Genomic DNA, 17,048 nt, shown 5'->3' on the forward strand with positions numbered 1-17,048 from the left:
ATGCTTGCCGAACTGTGCATCCGCCGCCCGGTCATGACCACGCTGCTCATGCTGTCGCTGGTGGTGGCGGGCCTGTTCGCCTATCGCCAGCTGCCGGTGGCGGCCCTGCCGCGGGTGGACTTCCCCACCATCAACATCACCGCCACGCTGCCCGGCGCGAGCCCGGAGACCATGGCGACATCGGTGGCGACGCCCATCGAGCGCCAGCTGTCCACCATCGCCGGCATCACCTCGCTCACCTCGTCCTCGACGCAGGGCTCCACCTCCATCACGGTGCAGTTCGACCTCAACCGCAGCATCGATGCGGCCGCCCTCGACGTGCAGTCCGCCCTCTCCGTGGCGCAGCGCCAGCTGCCGGTGGAGATGACCACGCCGCCGTCCTTCCGAAAGGTCAATCCGGCCGATGCGCCGGTGCTGCTGCTGGTCATCTCCTCGCAGACCATGCCGCTCTCCAGCGTGAATGAATATGCGGACACGGTGATCGGCCAGCAGCTCTCCCAGCTGCCGGGCGTGGCCCAGGTGCAGATCTACGGCACCCAGAAATATGCGGTGCGCGTCCGCGTGGACCCCGCCGCCGCCGGCGCCCGCGGCATTTCGGCGGACGACATCCAGTCGGCGGTGCAGGCGGCCGCCTCCAACACGCCGCTGGGCATCATCTCCGGCCCCAAGCAGGCGCAGACCATCGACATGGGCACGCCCAAGGCCGATGCCGCCCAGTTCCGCCGGGTGGTGGTGAAGGCGCGGGACGGATCGGTGGTGCGGCTGGAGGAGATCGCCGCCGTCAGCGACGGCGTGGAGAACGAGCGCATCGCCAGCTGGTACAACGACACGCGCGCCGTGGTGCTGGCCATCGTCCGCCAGCCGGACGCCAACACCGTGACCGTGGTGGACGAGGTCCGCGACCGCCTGCCGGCGCTTCAGGCCCAGGTGCCGGGCTCCCTTGAGATCAACGTGCTGAACGACCGCTCCGTCTCCATCCGCGACGCGGTGGCGGACGTGCAGCGCACCCTGTTCGAGGCGGTGGTGCTGGTGGTGCTGGTGATCTTCCTGTTCCTGAGGAACATCCGCGCCACCCTCATCCCGTCGCTGGCGCTGCCGCTCTCCATCATCGCCACCTTCGCGGTGATGTGGCTGTTCGGCTATTCCATCAACAACATGACGCTGCTGGCGCTCACCTTGTGCGTGGGCTTCGTGGTGGATGACGCCATCGTGGTGCTGGAGAACATCTACCGCCACGTGGAGAATGGCGAGAAGCCGTTCCGCGCCGCCCTGCGCGGCTCGCGGGAGATCGGCTTCACCATCATCTCCATGACCATCTCGCTGGTGGCGGTGTTCATCCCCGTGCTGTTCATGGGCGGGGTGGTGGGGCGCGTGTTCCGCGAGTTCGCGGTGACCATCTCGGTGGCCATCCTGGTCTCCGGCCTCGTCTCCCTCACCCTCACGCCCATGCTCTGTGCCCGGGTGATGAAGGCGCCGGACCACCACAAGGCGCCCTCGCTGTTCTTCCGCATCACCGAGCGCATGTTCGACGCCTGGCTCGCCGCCTACCGGGTGAGCCTCGATTTCGTGCTCCGGCACCGGCCCTTCATGCTGCTGGTGACGCTCGGCACCATCGGCCTGTCGGTCTACCTCTACATCGTCATTCCCAAGGGCTTCTTCCCGCAGGAGGACAACGGCTTCATCACCGGCACGGTGGAGGCGGCCACCGACAGTTCCTTCGACGCCATGGTGGAGCGGCAGAAGCAGGTGGCGGCGGTGGTGCGCGCCGATCCGGACGTGGACTATCTGGTCTCCACCGCCGGCGCCACGGGCATCAGCCGCACCACCAACACCGGGCGGCTGTTCATCGCCCTGAAGCCGAAGGGCTCGGGCGAAGGGGAGCGCCGGCATTCCGCCAACGAGGTGATCCAGAACCTGCGCCAGCGCGTGGCGCAGGTTCCGGGGGTCAACGTCTTCTTCCAGCCGGTGCAGAACATCTCGGTGGGCGGCGTCGCCTCCAAGAGCCAGTTCCAGTACACGCTGCAGAGCGCGGATACGGCGGCCCTCTTCGCCGCCGCCCCGGACATGGAGCAGCGCCTCGCCAGGCTGCCGGGCCTTCGGGACGTGACCAGCGACCTTCAGGTCTCCAACCCGCAGCTCACCATCGAGCTCGACCGGGACAAGGCGGCCGCCCTCGGCATCTCCGAGCAGAAGCTGCGCGACGCGCTCTACAGCCAGTTCGGCACCCGGCAGGTGGCGACCCTCTCCACCTCCACCAACCAGTACCAGATCATCCTGGAGGCCCAGCCGCGCTTCCAGCGCGACCCCAACGACGTGGGTCGCGTCTACCTGCGCACCTCCTCCGGGGCGGTGGTGCCGCTGGAGACGGTGGCCAACATCCGCCGCACGGTGGGGCCGCTCTCCATCCAGCACCAGCAGCAGCAGCCGTCCGTGACCATCTCCTTCAACCTCGCGCCGGGCACCTCGCTGGGCCAGGCGGTGGAGGAGATCGAGGGCGCGGCGCGGGAGGCGGGGCTGCCGGTGTCCATCAGCACCGGCTTCCAGGGCACCGCCCAGGTGTTCCAGGATTCCCTCTCCAACCAGCCCTTGCTCATCGTCGCCGCGGTGCTGGTCATCTACATCGTGCTGGGCGTCCTCTACGAGAGCTTCATCCACCCCATCACCATCCTCTCGGGCCTGCCCTCCGCCGGCATCGGCGCGCTCATCACGCTGATGGTGGCGGGGATGGAGCTGTCGGTGATCGCCATCATCGGCATCATCATGCTGGTGGGCATCGTGAAGAAGAACGCCATCATGATGATCGACGTCGCCCTGGAGCGGCGGCGCGCCGGCGCGCCGGCGCTGGATGCGATCCGCGAGGCGGCGCTGCTGCGCTTCCGTCCCATCATGATGACCACGCTCGCCGCCATCTTCGGTGTGCTGCCCATCGCGCTCGGCGCCGGGGCCGGCTCGGAGCTGCGCCAGCCCCTGGGCGTGGCGGTGGTGGGCGGGCTGCTGGTGTCGCAGCTGCTGACGCTGTTCATCACGCCGGTGATCTATCTCTATCTCGACCGGCTGGACCGCATCGTCCACCACGCGGTCTCCGGCAAACATGAGGAGCCGGCGGCCAAGGCTCTTCCCGCGCCGGAGCGGCTCGCGGCCGAATGAGGGCAGGCCCCTCGCGCCCCGACCGGATCGGAGGGCCGCGAAAAGGGGGCGCCCAGCCCCTGGGAGACCATCCCCTGGGAGACACGGCTGCGCCCGCGCCTACCGCGCGGCGGCGCCGGCGCCGCGCATCACCAGCTTGTCGCCGCGGAACTCGAAGCCTTCGAGGCGCGAGAGGAAGCTCATGCCCAGGAGGCTGGTGCGCAGCATGCCGGGCGGGGAGACGAGGGCGCGCACCCGCCGCTCGGTGATGCCGCCCACCACCACCGCGTCGAGCACCACGGAGGCGGCCTTGGTGCGTCCGCCGGCGGTGTCCACCGGCACGTCGTATTTCAGGAAGTCCACCGGCAGGCCCGCCGCCTGCGCCGCCTCGTGGGTCAGCACCACGGAGGAGGCCCCGGTATCCACCAGCATGCTGAGCGCCGTGCCGTTCACCGAGGCGCGCACGCCGAAATCCCCGGACGAGGAGCGCGAGACCTCGACCGTGGCGGTGGAGCCGATCTGCGCGAGGTTCACGGCATAGCCGGGCGCGACTTCCGCCAGCACCTTGCGGCCCACCTGCTGCAGCGGCTCGCGATAGGTGTAGCCCACCGCCAGGAACCCGGCGAGCACCAGCCAGAACAAGGCCGCGAGCACGGATTCCCCGATTCGCCCGCGGACGATGGACCAGGCCGAGGCCCCCACGAACACGGCGATGGCGAGCGTGCCCAGCAGCGGCGCCGCCTGGTTGATGTCGAGGCCGGCGAACTGTCCCTGCTCGTGATGCACGGCCAGCACCACCACGCCCCCGAAGAGGCCCAGCAGGAGGATCCAGAGGAGGCCGTCGCCGCGCATGGCTTACTCCGGCTCGTGGTCGAGATAGGCCTCCGGCGCCATGGCCTTCAGCCGCTGGAGGCGTGCGGGAAGCGTGGCCATGATGGCGGCGCGGTCCTGCGGCGTATAGGAGGCCCAGGCGCCGATCTCCCGCAGGGAGCGCCCGCAGCCGATGCACAGGGAGCTCAGGGGCTCCACCACGCACAACTTGATGCAGGGCGTCGCGATGGCGGGCGCGGCCCCGGTCGGAACGGTATCGGACGGCGGCGGCTCGTTCGTCACGAGCGGGTTCGGCTTGGACATCAGGGCGCGGCACCGCGTCTTCGGGTTCGGCACGGTGAGGGGACGGGGCGACTCGCCGCCGCTCTCACCGTCCCGCGAAGATAAGCACGCCGATGAGGAAGACAATCTCCGCCACCTGCTGGGTGGCGCCGGCCACGTCCCCCGTCGCCCCGCCGATGAGCCGACCGGACAGGCGCGCCATCAGCGCCAGCGCGGCCACGGGGCCGATCAATCCGGCGAAGGCCGCGCCCACGCCGAAGCTGGGGACGAGGATGACCGCCACCGCCAGCGCCGCCACCAGGGCGCAGGAGAGCGCCGCGTCGGGAGAGGGCTGGCCGAAGGTCGCGCCGGCGCCGTCGGCCCGCGCCGGCGGCAGGGCCCGCAGCAGCAGGATGCCCGCGGCGCGGGAGATGGCGCCGGCGGCCATCAGCGTCAGCGCCGCCCGCAGCGGCCCGGCGGCCGTGACCAGCGCCGCAAGGGCGCCGATGCGCAGCAGCAGCGCCAGCATGAGGGCGGTGGCGCCATAGCTGCCGATCCGGCTGTCGCGCATGATGGCGAGCTTCTGCGCCCGGTCGCGTCCCCCGCCGAGGCCATCGGCGGTATCGGCGAGCCCGTCCTCGTGGAAGCCGCCGGTGGCGAGGGCGAGCGCCGTGACCGCCAGCGTGGCGGCGAGGAAGGCCGGCAGCTTCAACGCCAGCGCGGCCAGCAGGGCCAGCGCGCCCGCGAGGCCGATGACCAGCCCCGCCAGCGGAATGGCGTAGGCGATGCGGTCCAGGCTCGGCGCGGCATGAGCGTCCGCATCGCCGCCGGGCACCGGCAGGCGGGAGTAGAAGCGCAGGGCGCAGGCAATGTCCTTCGCGATCCGGTCGGTCTGCATCGGGCATCCGGTTGGTGGCAGGGGATCCCGCGCCGCGGCGGTTCCAGGTCGCCCTTGGGAGCCCGAATTGCCGCCCGGGTCAAGTGCGGGACCCGCCCCGCGCCAGAGCGCCCCACTGGCCAAACCGGGGGCGTTGCTCCTATATGCCCGCACGGACGGGCTTTTCGGCCCGGCCGACGCCGTGCTTTGGAGGCCTCCCGCTATGTCCGGCTCAACGAGGTCCAGCGACGGGCTGGACGAACGCCGCCGCCGCATCCTGTTCCGCGCCCGCCATCGCGGCATGCGGGAGATGGACCTGATCCTCGGCGGTTTCGCCGATGCGGAGATCGACAGCCTCTCGGATGCCGACCTCGCCGCCTTCGAGGACCTGCTGGAGCCCGAGGACCAGAAGGTCTTCTCCTGGGTGAGCGGCACCGAGCCCACCCCGCCGGAATTCGACACCCCGCTCTTTGCCAGGATCCGCGCCTTCCATTTCTCGGGCCGCGGCCTGCCGGGCTGACCGCGCCGCCGCCCTCCAAGCCGTTCTCCGGAGTTGTCTCGTGAAGCGTCCCTTGCCCCTCGCCGACGCGCTGGCCGAAGGCCGGCCGCTGACCCTCTCCCGTGTCGCGGACGGCATGGAGGGCCTGGTGGTGGCGGACCTCGCGCGGTCCATCGCCGCGCAGAAGAACGCGCCGTGGCCCAGCCTCACCGTGGTGTGCCGCGACGGGCAGCGCATGGCGGCGCTGGAGCGGGGCCTCGCCTTCTTCGCGCCGGAGCTGGAGGTGGTCTCCTTCCCCTCGTGGGACTGCCTGCCTTACGACCGCGCCTCGCCCAACGCCTCCATCTCGGCGCGGCGCATGGCGGCGTTGGCGAAGCTGGCGCGGGTGAAGGGCGGTGCGGCGAGCGTCCTCCTCACCACCGTCAATGCCAGCGTGCAGCGGGTGCCGGCCAAGGGGCTGGTGGCGGCGCAGTCGCTGGTGGCCGCGCCGGGCAACGCCATCGATCTCGACGGCGTGACCCAATGGGCGGAGCAGAACGGCTTCCTGCGCACCCCCACCGTGCGCGACACCGGTGAATATGCGGTGCGCGGCGGCCTCATCGACCTGTTCCCGCCGGGGCTCGACGCGCCCATCCGCCTCGATTTCTTCGGCGACACGCTGGAAAGCATCCGCGCCTTCGATCCCGAGACCCAGCGCACCACCGGGCAGCTCCGGTCGCTGGAGCTGGTGCCCATGGCCGAGTTCCAGCTGACCACCGACACCATGCGGCGCTTCCGCATGGCCTACGTGGCCGCCTTCGGCGCCGCCCGGAAGGGCGACACGCTCTATGAGGCCGTCAGCGAGGGCCGCCGCCACGCCGGCATGGAGCACTGGCTGCCCCTGTTCCACGAGCGGATGGACACGCTGTTCGATTATCTCGAAGGCGGCACCCTCCTGCTCGATCCGCTCGCGGAGGAGGCGGCGGGCGAGCGGATCGCCCAGATCGCCGATTATTACGACGCGCGAAAGCATGCGCAGGACCTGGCGGGCGGGCCCGTCTACAATCCCCTGCCGCCGGACAGGCTCTATCTCTCCGGCCCGGAATGGACCAAGCGCGTCGGCGCCATGCGCCGCGCCCGCCTCAGCCCCTTCGCCGTGCCGGACGGCGGGGAGGGGCGGGTGATCGACCTCGGCGGCGTGCAGGGGCGCTCCTTTGCCGCCGAGCGGGCGGACCAGGACGCCAATGTCTTCGATGCCGCCATCGCCCATGTGCGCGAGCTGCAAAAGGCGAAGAAGGTCATCCTCGCCGGCTGGTCGGAGGGCTCGCGCGAGCGGCTCGGCACGGTGCTCGCCGACCACGGGCTGAAGGGCGCCACCGCCATCTCCCGTTTCGACAGCCTCGCCGCGCTGGCGAAGACGCAGGTTGCCCTCGCCGTCTTCGGCGTGGAGGCGGGGTTCGAGACGCCGGACTTCGCCGTCATCGGCGAGCAGGACATTCTCGGCGACCGCCTCGTGCGCCCCAAGCGCAAGGCGCGCCGCGCCCAGGATGTGCTCACCGAGCTGACCGCCCTCACCGCCGGCGACCTGGTGGTGCATGTGGACCATGGCATCGGCCGCTTCATCGGCCTGAAGACCGTGGAGGCCATGGGCGCCCCCCACGATTGCCTGGAGCTGCACTATGCCGGCGGCGACAAGCTGTTCCTGCCGGTGGAAAATCTCGAGCTTCTGAGCCGCTACGGCTCGGAGGAGACCGAGGCCCAGCTCGACAAGCTGGGCGGTGGCGCCTGGCAGGCGCGCAAGTCGCGGATGAAGAAGCGCATCCGCGAGATGGCGTCCGAGCTGATCAAGATCGCCGCCCAGCGCCAGCTCGGCGAGGCGCCGAAGCTGGTGCCGGCCATGGGCCTCTACGACGAGTTCCGCGCCCGCTTCCCCTACGAGGAGACCGACGACCAGGAAGCCGCCATCGAGTCCGTTCTGGATGACCTCGCCTCCGGCCACCCCATGGACCGCCTGGTGTGTGGCGACGTGGGCTTCGGCAAGACCGAGGTGGCCCTGCGCGCCGCCTTCGCGGTGGCCCTCTCCGGCAAGCAGGTGGCGGTGGTGGTGCCCACGACGCTGCTCGCCCGCCAGCACTTCAAGACCTTCTCCGACCGCTTCAAGGGCCTGCCGGTGCATATCGCCCAGGCCTCGCGCATGGTGACGGGCAAGGACCTCACCGCCGTGAAGAAGGGCATTTCCGACGGCACGGTGGACATCGTGGTGGGCACCCATGCCCTGCTCGGCAAGGGCATCAGCTTCAAGGACCTCGGCCTCGTCATCGTGGACGAGGAGCAGCATTTCGGCGTCGCCCACAAGGAGCGGCTGAAGCAGATGCGCGCCGAGGTGCACGTGCTGACCCTCACCGCGACGCCCATCCCGCGCACCATGCAGCTCGCCATGACCGGGGTGCGCGAACTGTCCATCATCGCGACGCCGCCGGTGGATCGTCTGGCGGTGCGCACCTTCGTCACGCCGTTCGACCCGCTGGTGGTGCGCGAGGCGCTGCTGCGCGAGCGCTATCGCGGCGGCCAGAGCTTCTATGTGGTGCCGCGCATCGAGGATCTCGCCGAGGTGCGCGAGTTCCTCGCCGCCTCCGTGCCCGAGGTGAAGGTGGCGGTGGCGCACGGCCAGATGGCGGCGGGCGCTCTCGAAGACATCATGACCGCCTTCTATGACGGCCAGTACGATGTGCTGCTCTCCACCACCATCGTGGAATCGGGCCTCGACGTGCCCAATGCCAACACGCTGATCGTGCACCGGGCGGACATGTTCGGCCTCGCCCAGCTCTACCAGCTGCGCGGCCGCGTGGGCCGGGCCAAGGCGCGCGCCTATGCCATCTTCACCGTCCCGGCCAGCCGGCCGGTGACCACCCAGGCGGAGCGCCGGCTCAAGGTGCTGCAGTCGCTGGAGACGCTCGGCGCCGGCTTCCAGCTGGCGAGCCACGACCTCGACATCCGCGGCGCCGGCAATTTGCTGGGCGACGAGCAGTCGGGCCACATCAAGGAAGTGGGCTACGAGCTGTACCAGGAGATGCTCCACGAGGCGATCGCCCACATCAAGGCGGGCATCACCGACTTCGTGGACGACAAGTGGTCGCCCAACATCACCATCGGCACGCCGGTGCTGATCCCCGAGGACTATGTGGGCGACCTGCACGTGCGCCTCGCCCTCTACCGCCGCCTCGCGGACATCAAGGACGATGCCGAGCTCGACGCCTTCGGGGCGGAGATGGTGGACCGCTTCGGCCCCACGCCGGAAGAGGTGGGCCAGCTCCTGAAGCTCACCCAGATCAAGGCGCTCGCCCGCAAGGCCAATGTGGAGAAGGTGGACGCCGGCCCCAAGGGGGTGGTGCTGGGCTTCCGCGACAACGAGTTCGTCGATCCCTCGGGCCTCGTGAAGTTCATCGGCCAGGAGGGCCCGCAGGCCAAGGTGCGGCCGGACTTCAAGGTGGTGTTCCTGCGCGACTGGCCCACCGCCGAAGCGCGCCTGAAGGGCACGCTCACCATCCTGAAGAAGCTCGCGGCGCTGGCGGAAAAGAAAGCGCTCTGAGGGGCCGTTCCGGTGCCCGCGCCTGGATGCGAAAGACCCGCCGGGGTTCTGCCCCGGCGGGTCGTGTTGTTCTGCCGCTCCGGCGAGGCCGGTGGAGTCGAGGGGGATTCGTCCGGGCCTACTTGACGCCCAGCACGCCACCGACCGCGCCGCCCACGGCGCCGACCGTGCCGCCCACCACGGCGCCGACGGGGCCCGCGGCCTTCTCGCCGGCCCGGGCGCCTTCCTTCGCGCCTTCGCCGGTGCCCTTGACGCCGCCGGCCACGCCGCCGGTGACCGCGCCGCCCACGCCGCCGACGGTGCCGCCCACGGCGGTCCCGACCGGTCCGGCGGCCTTGTCACCGACTTCCGCGCCCTTGTTGGCACCCTGCTCGGCACCCTTGACCACGCCCTGCGCGAAACCCGCCGCCGGGACGAAAGCCAGCAGAAGGGCTGCCGCTACAATGGTCTTCCTCATGGCCGATCCTTTCTCGTGTTTCACCGATCCGTACCGGCGGACGCGGAACCCGCGTCGCTGCCGGTCCGCGATCCTCCAGAGATCAACGCCTCAACCATAGCGTGCCCGAAGGGGAGCCGCCATGGTGTCAGAGGAGGGATCAGCGGGAGTTGAAAAGGGGTGGGGCGGCGTCCCAGCACCGTTCCCGCAAACGAAAACGGCCGGGCGCTGGCCCGGCCGTTTCCAATTTCCGCTCCATTCGCCGGCCCAGCAAACCCGCTGTTGCCGGTTTGCGTTGCCCAGGGAGGCCGGGCGGCGTCGGGGGGTTCTATTTACCTCAGAAGTCCATGCCGCCGCCCGAGCAAACCGGCTGTTGCCGGTTTGCGTTTGCTCCAGAAAGCCGGGCGGCGTCGGAGGGTTCTACTTACCTCAGAAGTCCATGCCGCCGCCCGGCATGGCCGGGGCCGCGGGGCCGGACTTCTTCGGCAGCTCGGCGATGAGCGCCTCGGTGGTGATCAGCAGGCCGGACACGGAGGCCGCGTCCTGCAGGGCGGTGCGCACCACCTTGGTGGGGTCGATGATGCCGGACTTCACCATGTCCACATATTCGCCGGTCTGGGCGTTGTAGCCGAAGGCGTAGTCGGCATTCTCGAGGATCTTGCCCACCACCACGGAGCCGTCGTCGCCCGCGTTCTGGACGATCTGGCGGGCCGGAGCCTGGATGGCGCGGCGGACGATCTCGATGCCGGTCTTCTGGTCGGCATTGTCGACCTTCAGGCCTTCGAGGGCCGCGATGGCGCGCAGCAGGGCCACGCCGCCGCCGGGGACGATGCCTTCTTCCACCGCGGCGCGGGTGGCATGCAGGGCGTCGTCCACGCGGTCCTTCTTCTCCTTGACTTCCACTTCCGTGGAGCCGCCCACGCGCACCACGGCGACGCCGCCGGCGAGCTTGGCGAGGCGCTCCTGCGCCTTCTCACGGTCGTAGTCGGAGGTGGTGGACTCGATCTGCGCGCGGATCTGGGAGATGCGGGCCTCGATGTCGGCCTTCTCGCCAGCGCCGTCGACGATGGTGGTGTTCTCCTTCTCGATCACCACCTTCTTGGCGCGGCCGAGCATGGAGAGGTTCACGCTGTCGAGCTTGATGCCGAGGTCGTCGGAGATCACCGTGCCGCCGGTCAGGATGGCGATGTCCTGCAGCATGGCCTTGCGGCGATCGCCGAAGCCGGGGGCCTTCACGGCCGCGACCTTCAGGCCGCCGCGCAGCTTGTTCACCACGAGGGTGGCGAGGGCCTCGCCTTCCACGTCCTCGGCGATGATCAGCAGCGGACGGGCGGACTGCACCACCGCCTCGAGGACGGGCAGGAGCTCCTGCAGGCCGGTCAGCTTCTTCTCGTTGATGAGGATGTAGGGCTCCTCGAACTCAACGCGCATCTTCTCCGCATTGGTGACGAAATAGGGAGACAGATAGCCGCGGTCGAACTGCATGCCCTCGACCACGTCGAGCTCGGTCTCGGCGGTCTTGGCTTCCTCGACGGTGATGACACCCTCGTTGCCGACCTTCTTCATCGCCTCGGCGAGGAACTTGCCGACCTCGGCGTCGCCGTTGGCGGAGATGGTGCCGACCTGGGCGATCTCCTCGTTGGACGTGACCTTGCGCGAGTTGGCGGCCAGGTCCTTGACGATGGCGTCCACCGCCACGTCGATGCCGCGCTTGAGGTCCATCGGGTTCATGCCGGCGGCAACCGCCTTGGCGCCTTCCTTCACGATGGCCTGGGCCAGCACGGTGGCGGTGGTGGTGCCGTCGCCGGCGAGGTCGTTGGTCTTGGAGGCGACCTCACGCACCAGCTGGGCGCCGAGGTTCTCGAACCGGTCCTCGAGCTCGATCTCCTTGGCCACCGACACACCGTCCTTGGTGATGCGGGGGGCGCCGAAGCTCTTCTCGATCACCACGTTGCGGCCCTTGGGGCCGAGGGTGACCTTCACCGCGTTGGCGAGGATGTCGACGCCGCGAAGCACCTTGTCGCGCGCATCGATGGAGAATTTTACGTCCTTGGCAGCCATGTGGCCTGCTCCTTCAGATTGGGACGAAAGACTGGGTGTTGAGGTCGAAAGCCGCTAGGCCGCCTGCGCTCAGGCCGCCTTCTTGGCGCCGGCCGCGCCCTCGATCACGCCGAGGATGTCGCTCTCCTTCATGATCAGGAGATCCTGGCCGTCGATCTTGACCTCGGTGCCCGACCACTTGCCGAACAGCACGATGTCGCCGGCCTTCACGTCGAGGGCGACGATCTCGCCCTTCTCGTTGCGGGCGCCCGGGCCCACCGCGACGACTTCACCCTGCTGCGGCTTTTCCTTGGCGGTGTCGGGAATGATGATGCCGCCGGCCGACTTCTGCTCGGCCTCGATGCGCTTCACGACCACGCGGTCGTGCAGAGGACGGAAACCCATCGGGAAACCTCCGGTTTGTTGGTCTGGGGGGCAATGCTTCTTTTCAGGGCGCCGGGAGCCCCTCTGCCCGGCCCGATGGCGATCTAAGGGCCGCGTTTTCGTCCCGCAAGGGGGGCGGGTAAAAAATTTGGCACTCGACAGGATGGAGTGCCAGAAGCGCGAATACTTCTGGAAAATCAAGGACCCATCCGGATCGGCCAGTTCCGCGCGCGTTCGCGGCGGCTGGGATGCCCGTTGTCAGCAGTCTGCGGAGAAGGCTGCTAGCGCTTTGTTTTTGCAGGCGGAAACCAATCTTTAGCCTTGGCGGCGGGAAACTCTGGAGCCGACAATGGATTTGTCCGGTCCCCGATATCCCCCCTCGCCGGGGAAGCCTCGGGCGGCCGCGGATTGGAGGTGTGACCCATGGTATCCCAGTCGTCCAGGGTGTCGCGTGACTTCGTCCTGCAGATGGAGGGCTACGGCCTCGCCACGGCCGAGATCCTCTATCGGATGCCCGATCATCCGAGCTTTCTTCAGACCTATCTCTGGCAGGAATACGACCTCTGCCCGCGGTTTCCGGAGCTGAACAAGTTCCTGGAATTCTGGCAGCGGGAGCTGGACGGGCGGCTGCATTCGGTGCGTGTCGCCCATTCCGGCCTCATCAAGCCGGCCGAGCTGCGGTCGGTGGATGGGATGTTCCTGCTCAACTGAGGCCGCTGAAGCTCCCGGCCGTCCCTGTCGCAACCGGATAACACCCGGCGCGCGCCCGGCGTGCCTAGACTTTCCCCTCCATGCCGGCGGCCCCGCGCCACCGGCCAGCTGGGAGAGGACGGATGGCGGGCAAGCGCATTTTGATGATCGTCGGGGATTTCGGCGAGGACTACGAGATCATGGTGCCGTTCCAGGCCCTGCTGGCGGTGGGGCATGGGGTGGATGCCGTCTGCCCGGGCAGGAAGGCCGGGGACAAGGTGGCCACCGCCATCCATGATTTCGAGGGGCACCAGACCTATACGGAGAAGCCGGGCCACCTGTTCGCCCTCAACGCCACGTTCGCGGACGTGACGGCGGCGGACTACGACGCCCTGCTGGTTCCCGGCGGCCGGGCGCCGGAATATCTGCGGCTCGATCCGGCGGTGATCGCTGTGGTGCGCCATTTCTTCGAGGCTGGAAAGCCGGTGGCCGCCATCTGCCACGGGGCCCAGCTGCTCGCCGCCGCGCGCGTTCTGGAGGGGCGGACCTGCTCGGCCTATCCCGCGTGCCGCCCGGAAGTGGAGCTGGCGGGCGGCACCTATGCCGACATTCCGGTGGATGCCGCGGTCACCGAGGGCAACCTCGTGAGCGCCCCGGCGTGGCCCGCCCACCCGGCCTTCGTCGCGCAGTTCCTGGCCCTGCTGGGCACGCGCATCTCCCATTGAGGGGCGTTCTGCGGTATTGGGACGAAGGGGTGGCCACGGCATCTGCGCCTGCAAACGGCGCATATGCCCTTCGGTCGCGCCGGCGCGGACGCCGCCGGCGCGTGGACGCGAGGGTTGAAGATGTGCCGCTTGTTCATCGAGGCGGACCCGGCCCTGTGGGCCTGTGAGACGCGCGCGGTCCGCCTCAACGGCTTTTCCACCTCGGTGCGCCTGGAGGCTTTCTTCTGGACCGTGCTGGAGGACATCGCCGCGCGCGACGGGCTTTCCGTCGGCCGGCTGCTGGCGCGTCTCCACGACGAATTGACCCATGCGGGCGCGGACATCGAGAATTTCACCTCGTTCCTGCGGGTCTGCTGCGGCCGCTTCCTCGACCTGCAGGCCAGGGGGCTGCTGCCGGATGCGGGGGCGCTCGGAGGCCTCGACGTCAACGCCATCCTCGATGCGGAGGGGCGCTCGCGTCTCGGCCCGCAGCCGGCGAAGATGTCCGGCCGCCATCGCGGGGCGCGGCCGGCGGCATGACGATGGGGCAGGCCTATGCCCTGACACCGCCGCTTTCCCAGTGCTATGAGTGGGCGACCACCCAACGAGGTCGCCTTGGATCACCGAACGCCCCGAACGTCCGAACTGCTCGCCGCCGTCCTTGCCGCGCAGGAGGCGGACAAGGTTGCCATCGGCGATCTCGTGAACGCTTTGCGCAATCGTGCGTTCGGCATCCTGTTCCTGATCTTCGGCATTCCCAACTGCATCCCCATGCCGCCGGGCATCCCGGTGATCTGCGGCATCATCCTCGGCCTCATCGGCTTGCAGATGGCGCTCGGCCGGCAGGAGCTGTGGCTGCCGGAGATGATCGCGCGGCGCACCTTCTCCCGCTCCATGCTGGAGGCCATCGTCACCAGGTCGCGGCCCTGGATCGAGCGATTCGAGGGCTGGTCGAGCCCGCGCTATGAGCAGTTCGCCGGGCCCATGGCGCGGCGCATCGTGGGCGCCACGGTGGTGCTGCTGGGCTTCATCCTGCTGCTGCCCATCCCGTTTCTCGGGAATTTGCCGCCGGGCTTCGCGGTGTGCATCTTCGGCCTCGGCCTGGTGGAACGCGACGGCCTCGTGATCCTCGCGGGCTTCGGCGCCACCCTTCTCGGCCTGCTCGTCACCGCGCTGATGAGCTATGCCATCTGGTATGGCGCCGTCGCCATCTTCTGAGCGGTTCCTGCCCTTCCATGCGTGTCGACGCCTTCGATTTCGAGCTCCCCGAGGAGCGCATCGCGCTTCGTCCCGTCGAGCCGCGCGATCTCGCGCGCCTGCTCGTCATCCGCCCCGGCGGCGCTCCGGAGCTGGAGGACCGGCAGGTCCGCGACCTGCCAACCTTTCTGAAGCCCGGCGATGCGATGGTGGTGAACGACACCCGCGTCATCCCTGCCGCGCTCGAGGGCGTGCGCACCCGCCCCGGCGGCACGGACGTCCACGTGGAGGCGACACTGGTGAAGCGCCTCGACGCCTCCCGCTGGCGCGCCTTCGCCAAGCCCGGCAAGCGGCTGAAGGAGGGCGACCGCATCCGCTTCGGCGGGGAGGGGCGGGCCTGCCTCCTCGGCACCCTCGACGCGACCGTGGCCGGGAAGGAGGAGGACGGCTCGGTGCTCCTCGCCTTCGACCTTTCCGGTCCGGCGCTGGACGAGGCGGTGGCGGCGGTGGGGCACATGCCCATTCCGCCCTATATCGCCGCCCGCCGCGCCGAGGACGTCCGCGACCGCACCGACTACCAGACCCTGTTCGCCCGCGTGGACGGCTCGGTGGCCGCGCCCACCGCGAGCCTGCATTTCACCCCGGACCTGATGGCGCGGGTGAAGGGGCAGGGGGTCTCGGTGCACACCGTCACGCTGCACGTGGGCCCCGGCACCTTCCTGCCGGTGAAGGCGGACGACACCTCCGGCCACCGCATGCACGCCGAATGGGGCGAGGTGACGCGCGAGACCGCCGACGCCCTCAACGCCGTGAAGGCGAGCGGCGGGCGCATCCTCACCGTGGGCTCCACCTCCACCCGGCTCATCGAGAGCGCGGCGGGCGGGGACGGCACCATCCGCCCGTTCGTGGGCGAGACGGACATCTTCATCACCCCCGGCTACCGCTTCAAGGCGGTGGGCGGCATGCTCACCAACTTCCATCTGCCGCGCTCGACGCTGGTGATGCTGGTGGCGGCCTTCGTCGGCCACGAGGTGCAGAAGCGCGCCTATGCCCATGCCATCGAGGCGGGCTACCGCTTCTATTCCTATGGCGACGCGTGCCTGCTTCTGCCAGAAGGCGGGGCATGACCGTTCACACACCCGCCGACACCTTCTCCTTCGCCCTTTCCGCCACGGACGGCGCCGCCCGCACCGGCTTCGTCTCGACCCCGCGCGGCGTCATCCGCACGCCGGCCTTCATGCCGGTGGGCACGGTGGCGACGGTGAAGGGGCTCTATTTCGACCAGGTGAAGGCGGCGGGCGCGGACATCGTGCTGGCCAACACCTACCATCTCATGCTGCGCCCCGGGGCGGAGCGGGTGGCGAAGCTCGGCGGCCTGCACAAATTCATGCGCTGGGACGGGCCGATCCTCACCGATTCCGGCGGCTTCCAGGTCATGTCCCTCTCCTCGCTGCGCAAAATGAGCGAGAACGGCGTCACCTTCCGCTCCCACGTGGATGGCGCCATCCATGAGATGAGCCCCGAGCGCTCGGTGGAGATCCAGGGCCTGCTGGGCGCCGACATCCAGATGCAGCTCGACGAGTGCGTGCGCCTGCCCTGCACCGAGGAGGAGGCCGCGCGCGCCATGCGCCTGTCCCTGCGCTGGGCGGAGCGCTCCAAGCGCGCGTTCGAGGCGCAGCCGAAGGGCAGGGCGCTGTTTGGCATCGTGCAGGGCGGGGCGGTGCCGGCGCTGCGGGTGGAATCCGCGCGCGAGCTCGCCGGCATGGACTTCCCCGGCTATTCCATCGGCGGCCTCGCCGTGGGCGAGCCCCAGGAGGTCATGCTCGCCATGATCGAGACGGTGGAGCCGCATCTGCCTACGGCCAAGCCGCGCTATTTGATGGGTGTCGGCACGCCGGACGACCTGCTGGAGAGCGTGGCGCGCGGCATCGACATGTTCGACTGCGTGATGCCCACCCGCTCCGGCCGCCACGCGCTGGCCTTCACCCGCTTCGGCCGCATCAACCTGAAGAACGCCCGCCACGCGGAGGATCCCCGCCCCCTCGACGAGGAGAGCGACTGCCCGGCCCTGCGCGACTATTCCCGCGCCTATCTGCACCACCTCGTGCGCTGCCAGGAGATGCTGGGATCCATGCTCATCTCCTGGGCCAACATCCATTATTACCAGCAGCTCATGGCCGGGGCGCGAAAGGCCATCGCCGAGGGGCGGTATGGGGATTATGTGGCGCAGGTGAAGGACGGCTGGGCGCGGGGGGATCTGCCCGTGTGGGCGGGGTAGGGGAGCGGCGTTCAGGCGACCACCTGCGGCGGAGTCTTGGCGCTGGGTCCCGGCTCTCCTTCCACTGCGCTTTGCTCCGTTCCAGTCGGCCGGGACACGCGGGCACCATCACCCCATTGAATAAACGGACAACCGTTTTATTCTAACGCCGCCTCCC

General features: G+C 69.5%; 15 protein-coding genes. 9 read left to right on the forward strand and 6 right to left on the reverse strand.

Annotation, left to right across the window (positions count from 1 at the left end):
* Window positions 1-3,147 carry an efflux RND transporter permease subunit gene (locus tag V5F59_RS10190; RefSeq protein ID WP_393981198.1) on the forward strand — a complete coding sequence of 1,049 codons (3,147 nt, stop codon included), beginning with the start codon at window positions 1-3 and terminating at the stop codon, window positions 3,145-3,147.
* A gap of 99 nt (window positions 3,148-3,246) precedes the next feature.
* Here the strand turns inward: V5F59_RS10190 and V5F59_RS10195 are convergent, their stop codons facing one another.
* From V5F59_RS10195 to cobS, 3 genes are all read right to left on the reverse strand, one after another.
* Window positions 3,247-3,978: a TIGR02281 family clan AA aspartic protease gene (locus V5F59_RS10195; RefSeq protein WP_393981196.1), complete on the reverse strand. Its 732-nt coding sequence runs from the start codon at window positions 3,976-3,978 to the stop codon at window positions 3,247-3,249.
* Between the two features lie 3 nt (window positions 3,979-3,981).
* Entirely contained in the window at window positions 3,982-4,260 is a 279-nt protein-coding gene (locus V5F59_RS10200) for a DUF1289 domain-containing protein (protein WP_393981194.1), read from the reverse strand.
* Window positions 4,261-4,324: 64 nt separating this feature from the next.
* On the reverse strand, window positions 4,325-5,116 hold the full coding sequence (gene cobS, locus V5F59_RS10205) for an adenosylcobinamide-GDP ribazoletransferase (protein WP_393981192.1): 792 nt from the start codon (window positions 5,114-5,116) through the stop codon (window positions 4,325-4,327).
* A gap of 202 nt (window positions 5,117-5,318) precedes the next feature.
* Between cobS and V5F59_RS10210 the strand changes: the two genes are divergently transcribed.
* A complete protein-coding gene (locus V5F59_RS10210) occupies window positions 5,319-5,615 on the forward strand; it encodes an FAD assembly factor SdhE (protein WP_393981190.1) in 297 nt (98 codons plus the stop codon).
* A 40-nt stretch (window positions 5,616-5,655) separates the two neighbouring features.
* Window positions 5,656-9,162, forward strand: a complete 3,507-nt coding sequence (mfd, locus tag V5F59_RS10215; RefSeq protein WP_393981188.1) for a transcription-repair coupling factor — start codon at window positions 5,656-5,658, stop codon at window positions 9,160-9,162.
* Window positions 9,163-9,280: 118 nt separating this feature from the next.
* Here the strand turns inward: mfd and V5F59_RS10220 are convergent, their stop codons facing one another.
* From V5F59_RS10220 to groES, 3 genes are all read right to left on the reverse strand, one after another.
* Entirely contained in the window at window positions 9,281-9,619 is a 339-nt protein-coding gene (locus V5F59_RS10220) for a hypothetical protein (protein WP_393981785.1), read from the reverse strand.
* A 408-nt stretch (window positions 9,620-10,027) separates the two neighbouring features.
* The gene (gene groL / locus V5F59_RS10225; protein WP_509211216.1) at window positions 10,028-11,659 is read right to left on the reverse strand and encodes a chaperonin GroEL; all 1,632 of its coding nucleotides are present in this window, start codon (window positions 11,657-11,659) and stop codon (window positions 10,028-10,030) included.
* 69 nt (window positions 11,660-11,728) lie between these two features.
* The gene (groES, locus tag V5F59_RS10230) at window positions 11,729-12,043 is read right to left on the reverse strand and encodes a co-chaperone GroES (protein WP_393982364.1); all 315 of its coding nucleotides are present in this window, start codon (window positions 12,041-12,043) and stop codon (window positions 11,729-11,731) included.
* A 402-nt stretch (window positions 12,044-12,445) separates the two neighbouring features.
* Here groES and V5F59_RS10235 point away from each other — a divergent pair, with 402 nt between their 5' ends.
* The 6 genes from V5F59_RS10235 to tgt all read left to right on the forward strand — a co-directional run bounded on the left by V5F59_RS10235 (window position 12,446) and on the right by tgt (window position 16,891).
* Window positions 12,446-12,733 (forward strand): usg protein, encoded by a 288-nt coding sequence (locus tag V5F59_RS10235; RefSeq protein ID WP_393982363.1) that lies wholly within the window; start codon window positions 12,446-12,448, stop codon window positions 12,731-12,733.
* A gap of 122 nt (window positions 12,734-12,855) precedes the next feature.
* Entirely contained in the window at window positions 12,856-13,437 is a 582-nt protein-coding gene (locus V5F59_RS10240) for a DJ-1/PfpI family protein (protein ID WP_393982362.1), read from the forward strand.
* Window positions 13,438-13,557: 120 nt separating this feature from the next.
* The gene (locus tag V5F59_RS10245; protein ID WP_393982361.1) at window positions 13,558-13,956 is read left to right on the forward strand and encodes a ribbon-helix-helix domain-containing protein; all 399 of its coding nucleotides are present in this window, start codon (window positions 13,558-13,560) and stop codon (window positions 13,954-13,956) included.
* A gap of 75 nt (window positions 13,957-14,031) precedes the next feature.
* Window positions 14,032-14,634: an exopolysaccharide biosynthesis protein gene (locus V5F59_RS10250; RefSeq protein WP_393982360.1), complete on the forward strand. Its 603-nt coding sequence runs from the start codon at window positions 14,032-14,034 to the stop codon at window positions 14,632-14,634.
* A 17-nt stretch (window positions 14,635-14,651) separates the two neighbouring features.
* Window positions 14,652-15,740, forward strand: a complete 1,089-nt coding sequence (gene queA / locus V5F59_RS10255; RefSeq protein ID WP_393982359.1) for a tRNA preQ1(34) S-adenosylmethionine ribosyltransferase-isomerase QueA — start codon at window positions 14,652-14,654, stop codon at window positions 15,738-15,740.
* The gene (gene tgt, locus V5F59_RS10260; protein WP_393982358.1) at window positions 15,737-16,891 is read left to right on the forward strand and encodes a tRNA guanosine(34) transglycosylase Tgt; all 1,155 of its coding nucleotides are present in this window, start codon (window positions 15,737-15,739) and stop codon (window positions 16,889-16,891) included. Before queA ends, tgt begins: the two co-directional genes overlap by 4 nt.
* Window positions 16,892-17,048: the final 157 nt, after the last annotated feature.

The organism is Xanthobacter nonsaccharivorans (assembly GCF_043194755.2).
Classification (GTDB): Bacteria; Pseudomonadota; Alphaproteobacteria; order Rhizobiales; family Xanthobacteraceae; genus Xanthobacter; species Xanthobacter autotrophicus_G.

Coding starts and splice junctions, on each gene's coding strand:
- V5F59_RS10190 (WP_393981198.1), top strand. CDS start 1: ATGCTTGCCGAACTGTGCATCCGCCGCCCGGTCATGACCACGCTGCTC.
- V5F59_RS10195 (WP_393981196.1), bottom strand. CDS start 3,978: ATGCGCGGCGACGGCCTCCTCTGGATCCTCCTGCTGGGCCTCTTCGGG.
- V5F59_RS10200 (WP_393981194.1), bottom strand. CDS start 4,260: ATGTCCAAGCCGAACCCGCTCGTGACGAACGAGCCGCCGCCGTCCGAT.
- cobS (WP_393981192.1), bottom strand. CDS start 5,116: ATGCAGACCGACCGGATCGCGAAGGACATTGCCTGCGCCCTGCGCTTC.
- V5F59_RS10210 (WP_393981190.1), top strand. CDS start 5,319: ATGTCCGGCTCAACGAGGTCCAGCGACGGGCTGGACGAACGCCGCCGC.
- V5F59_RS10220 (WP_393981785.1), bottom strand. CDS start 9,619: ATGAGGAAGACCATTGTAGCGGCAGCCCTTCTGCTGGCTTTCGTCCCG.
- groL (WP_509211216.1), bottom strand. CDS start 11,659: ATGGCTGCCAAGGACGTAAAATTCTCCATCGATGCGCGCGACAAGGTG.
- groES (WP_393982364.1), bottom strand. CDS start 12,043: ATGGGTTTCCGTCCTCTGCACGACCGCGTGGTCGTGAAGCGCATCGAG.
- V5F59_RS10235 (WP_393982363.1), top strand. CDS start 12,446: ATGGTATCCCAGTCGTCCAGGGTGTCGCGTGACTTCGTCCTGCAGATG.
- V5F59_RS10240 (WP_393982362.1), top strand. CDS start 12,856: ATGGCGGGCAAGCGCATTTTGATGATCGTCGGGGATTTCGGCGAGGAC.
- V5F59_RS10245 (WP_393982361.1), top strand. CDS start 13,558: ATGTGCCGCTTGTTCATCGAGGCGGACCCGGCCCTGTGGGCCTGTGAG.
- queA (WP_393982359.1), top strand. CDS start 14,652: ATGCGTGTCGACGCCTTCGATTTCGAGCTCCCCGAGGAGCGCATCGCG.
- tgt (WP_393982358.1), top strand. CDS start 15,737: ATGACCGTTCACACACCCGCCGACACCTTCTCCTTCGCCCTTTCCGCC.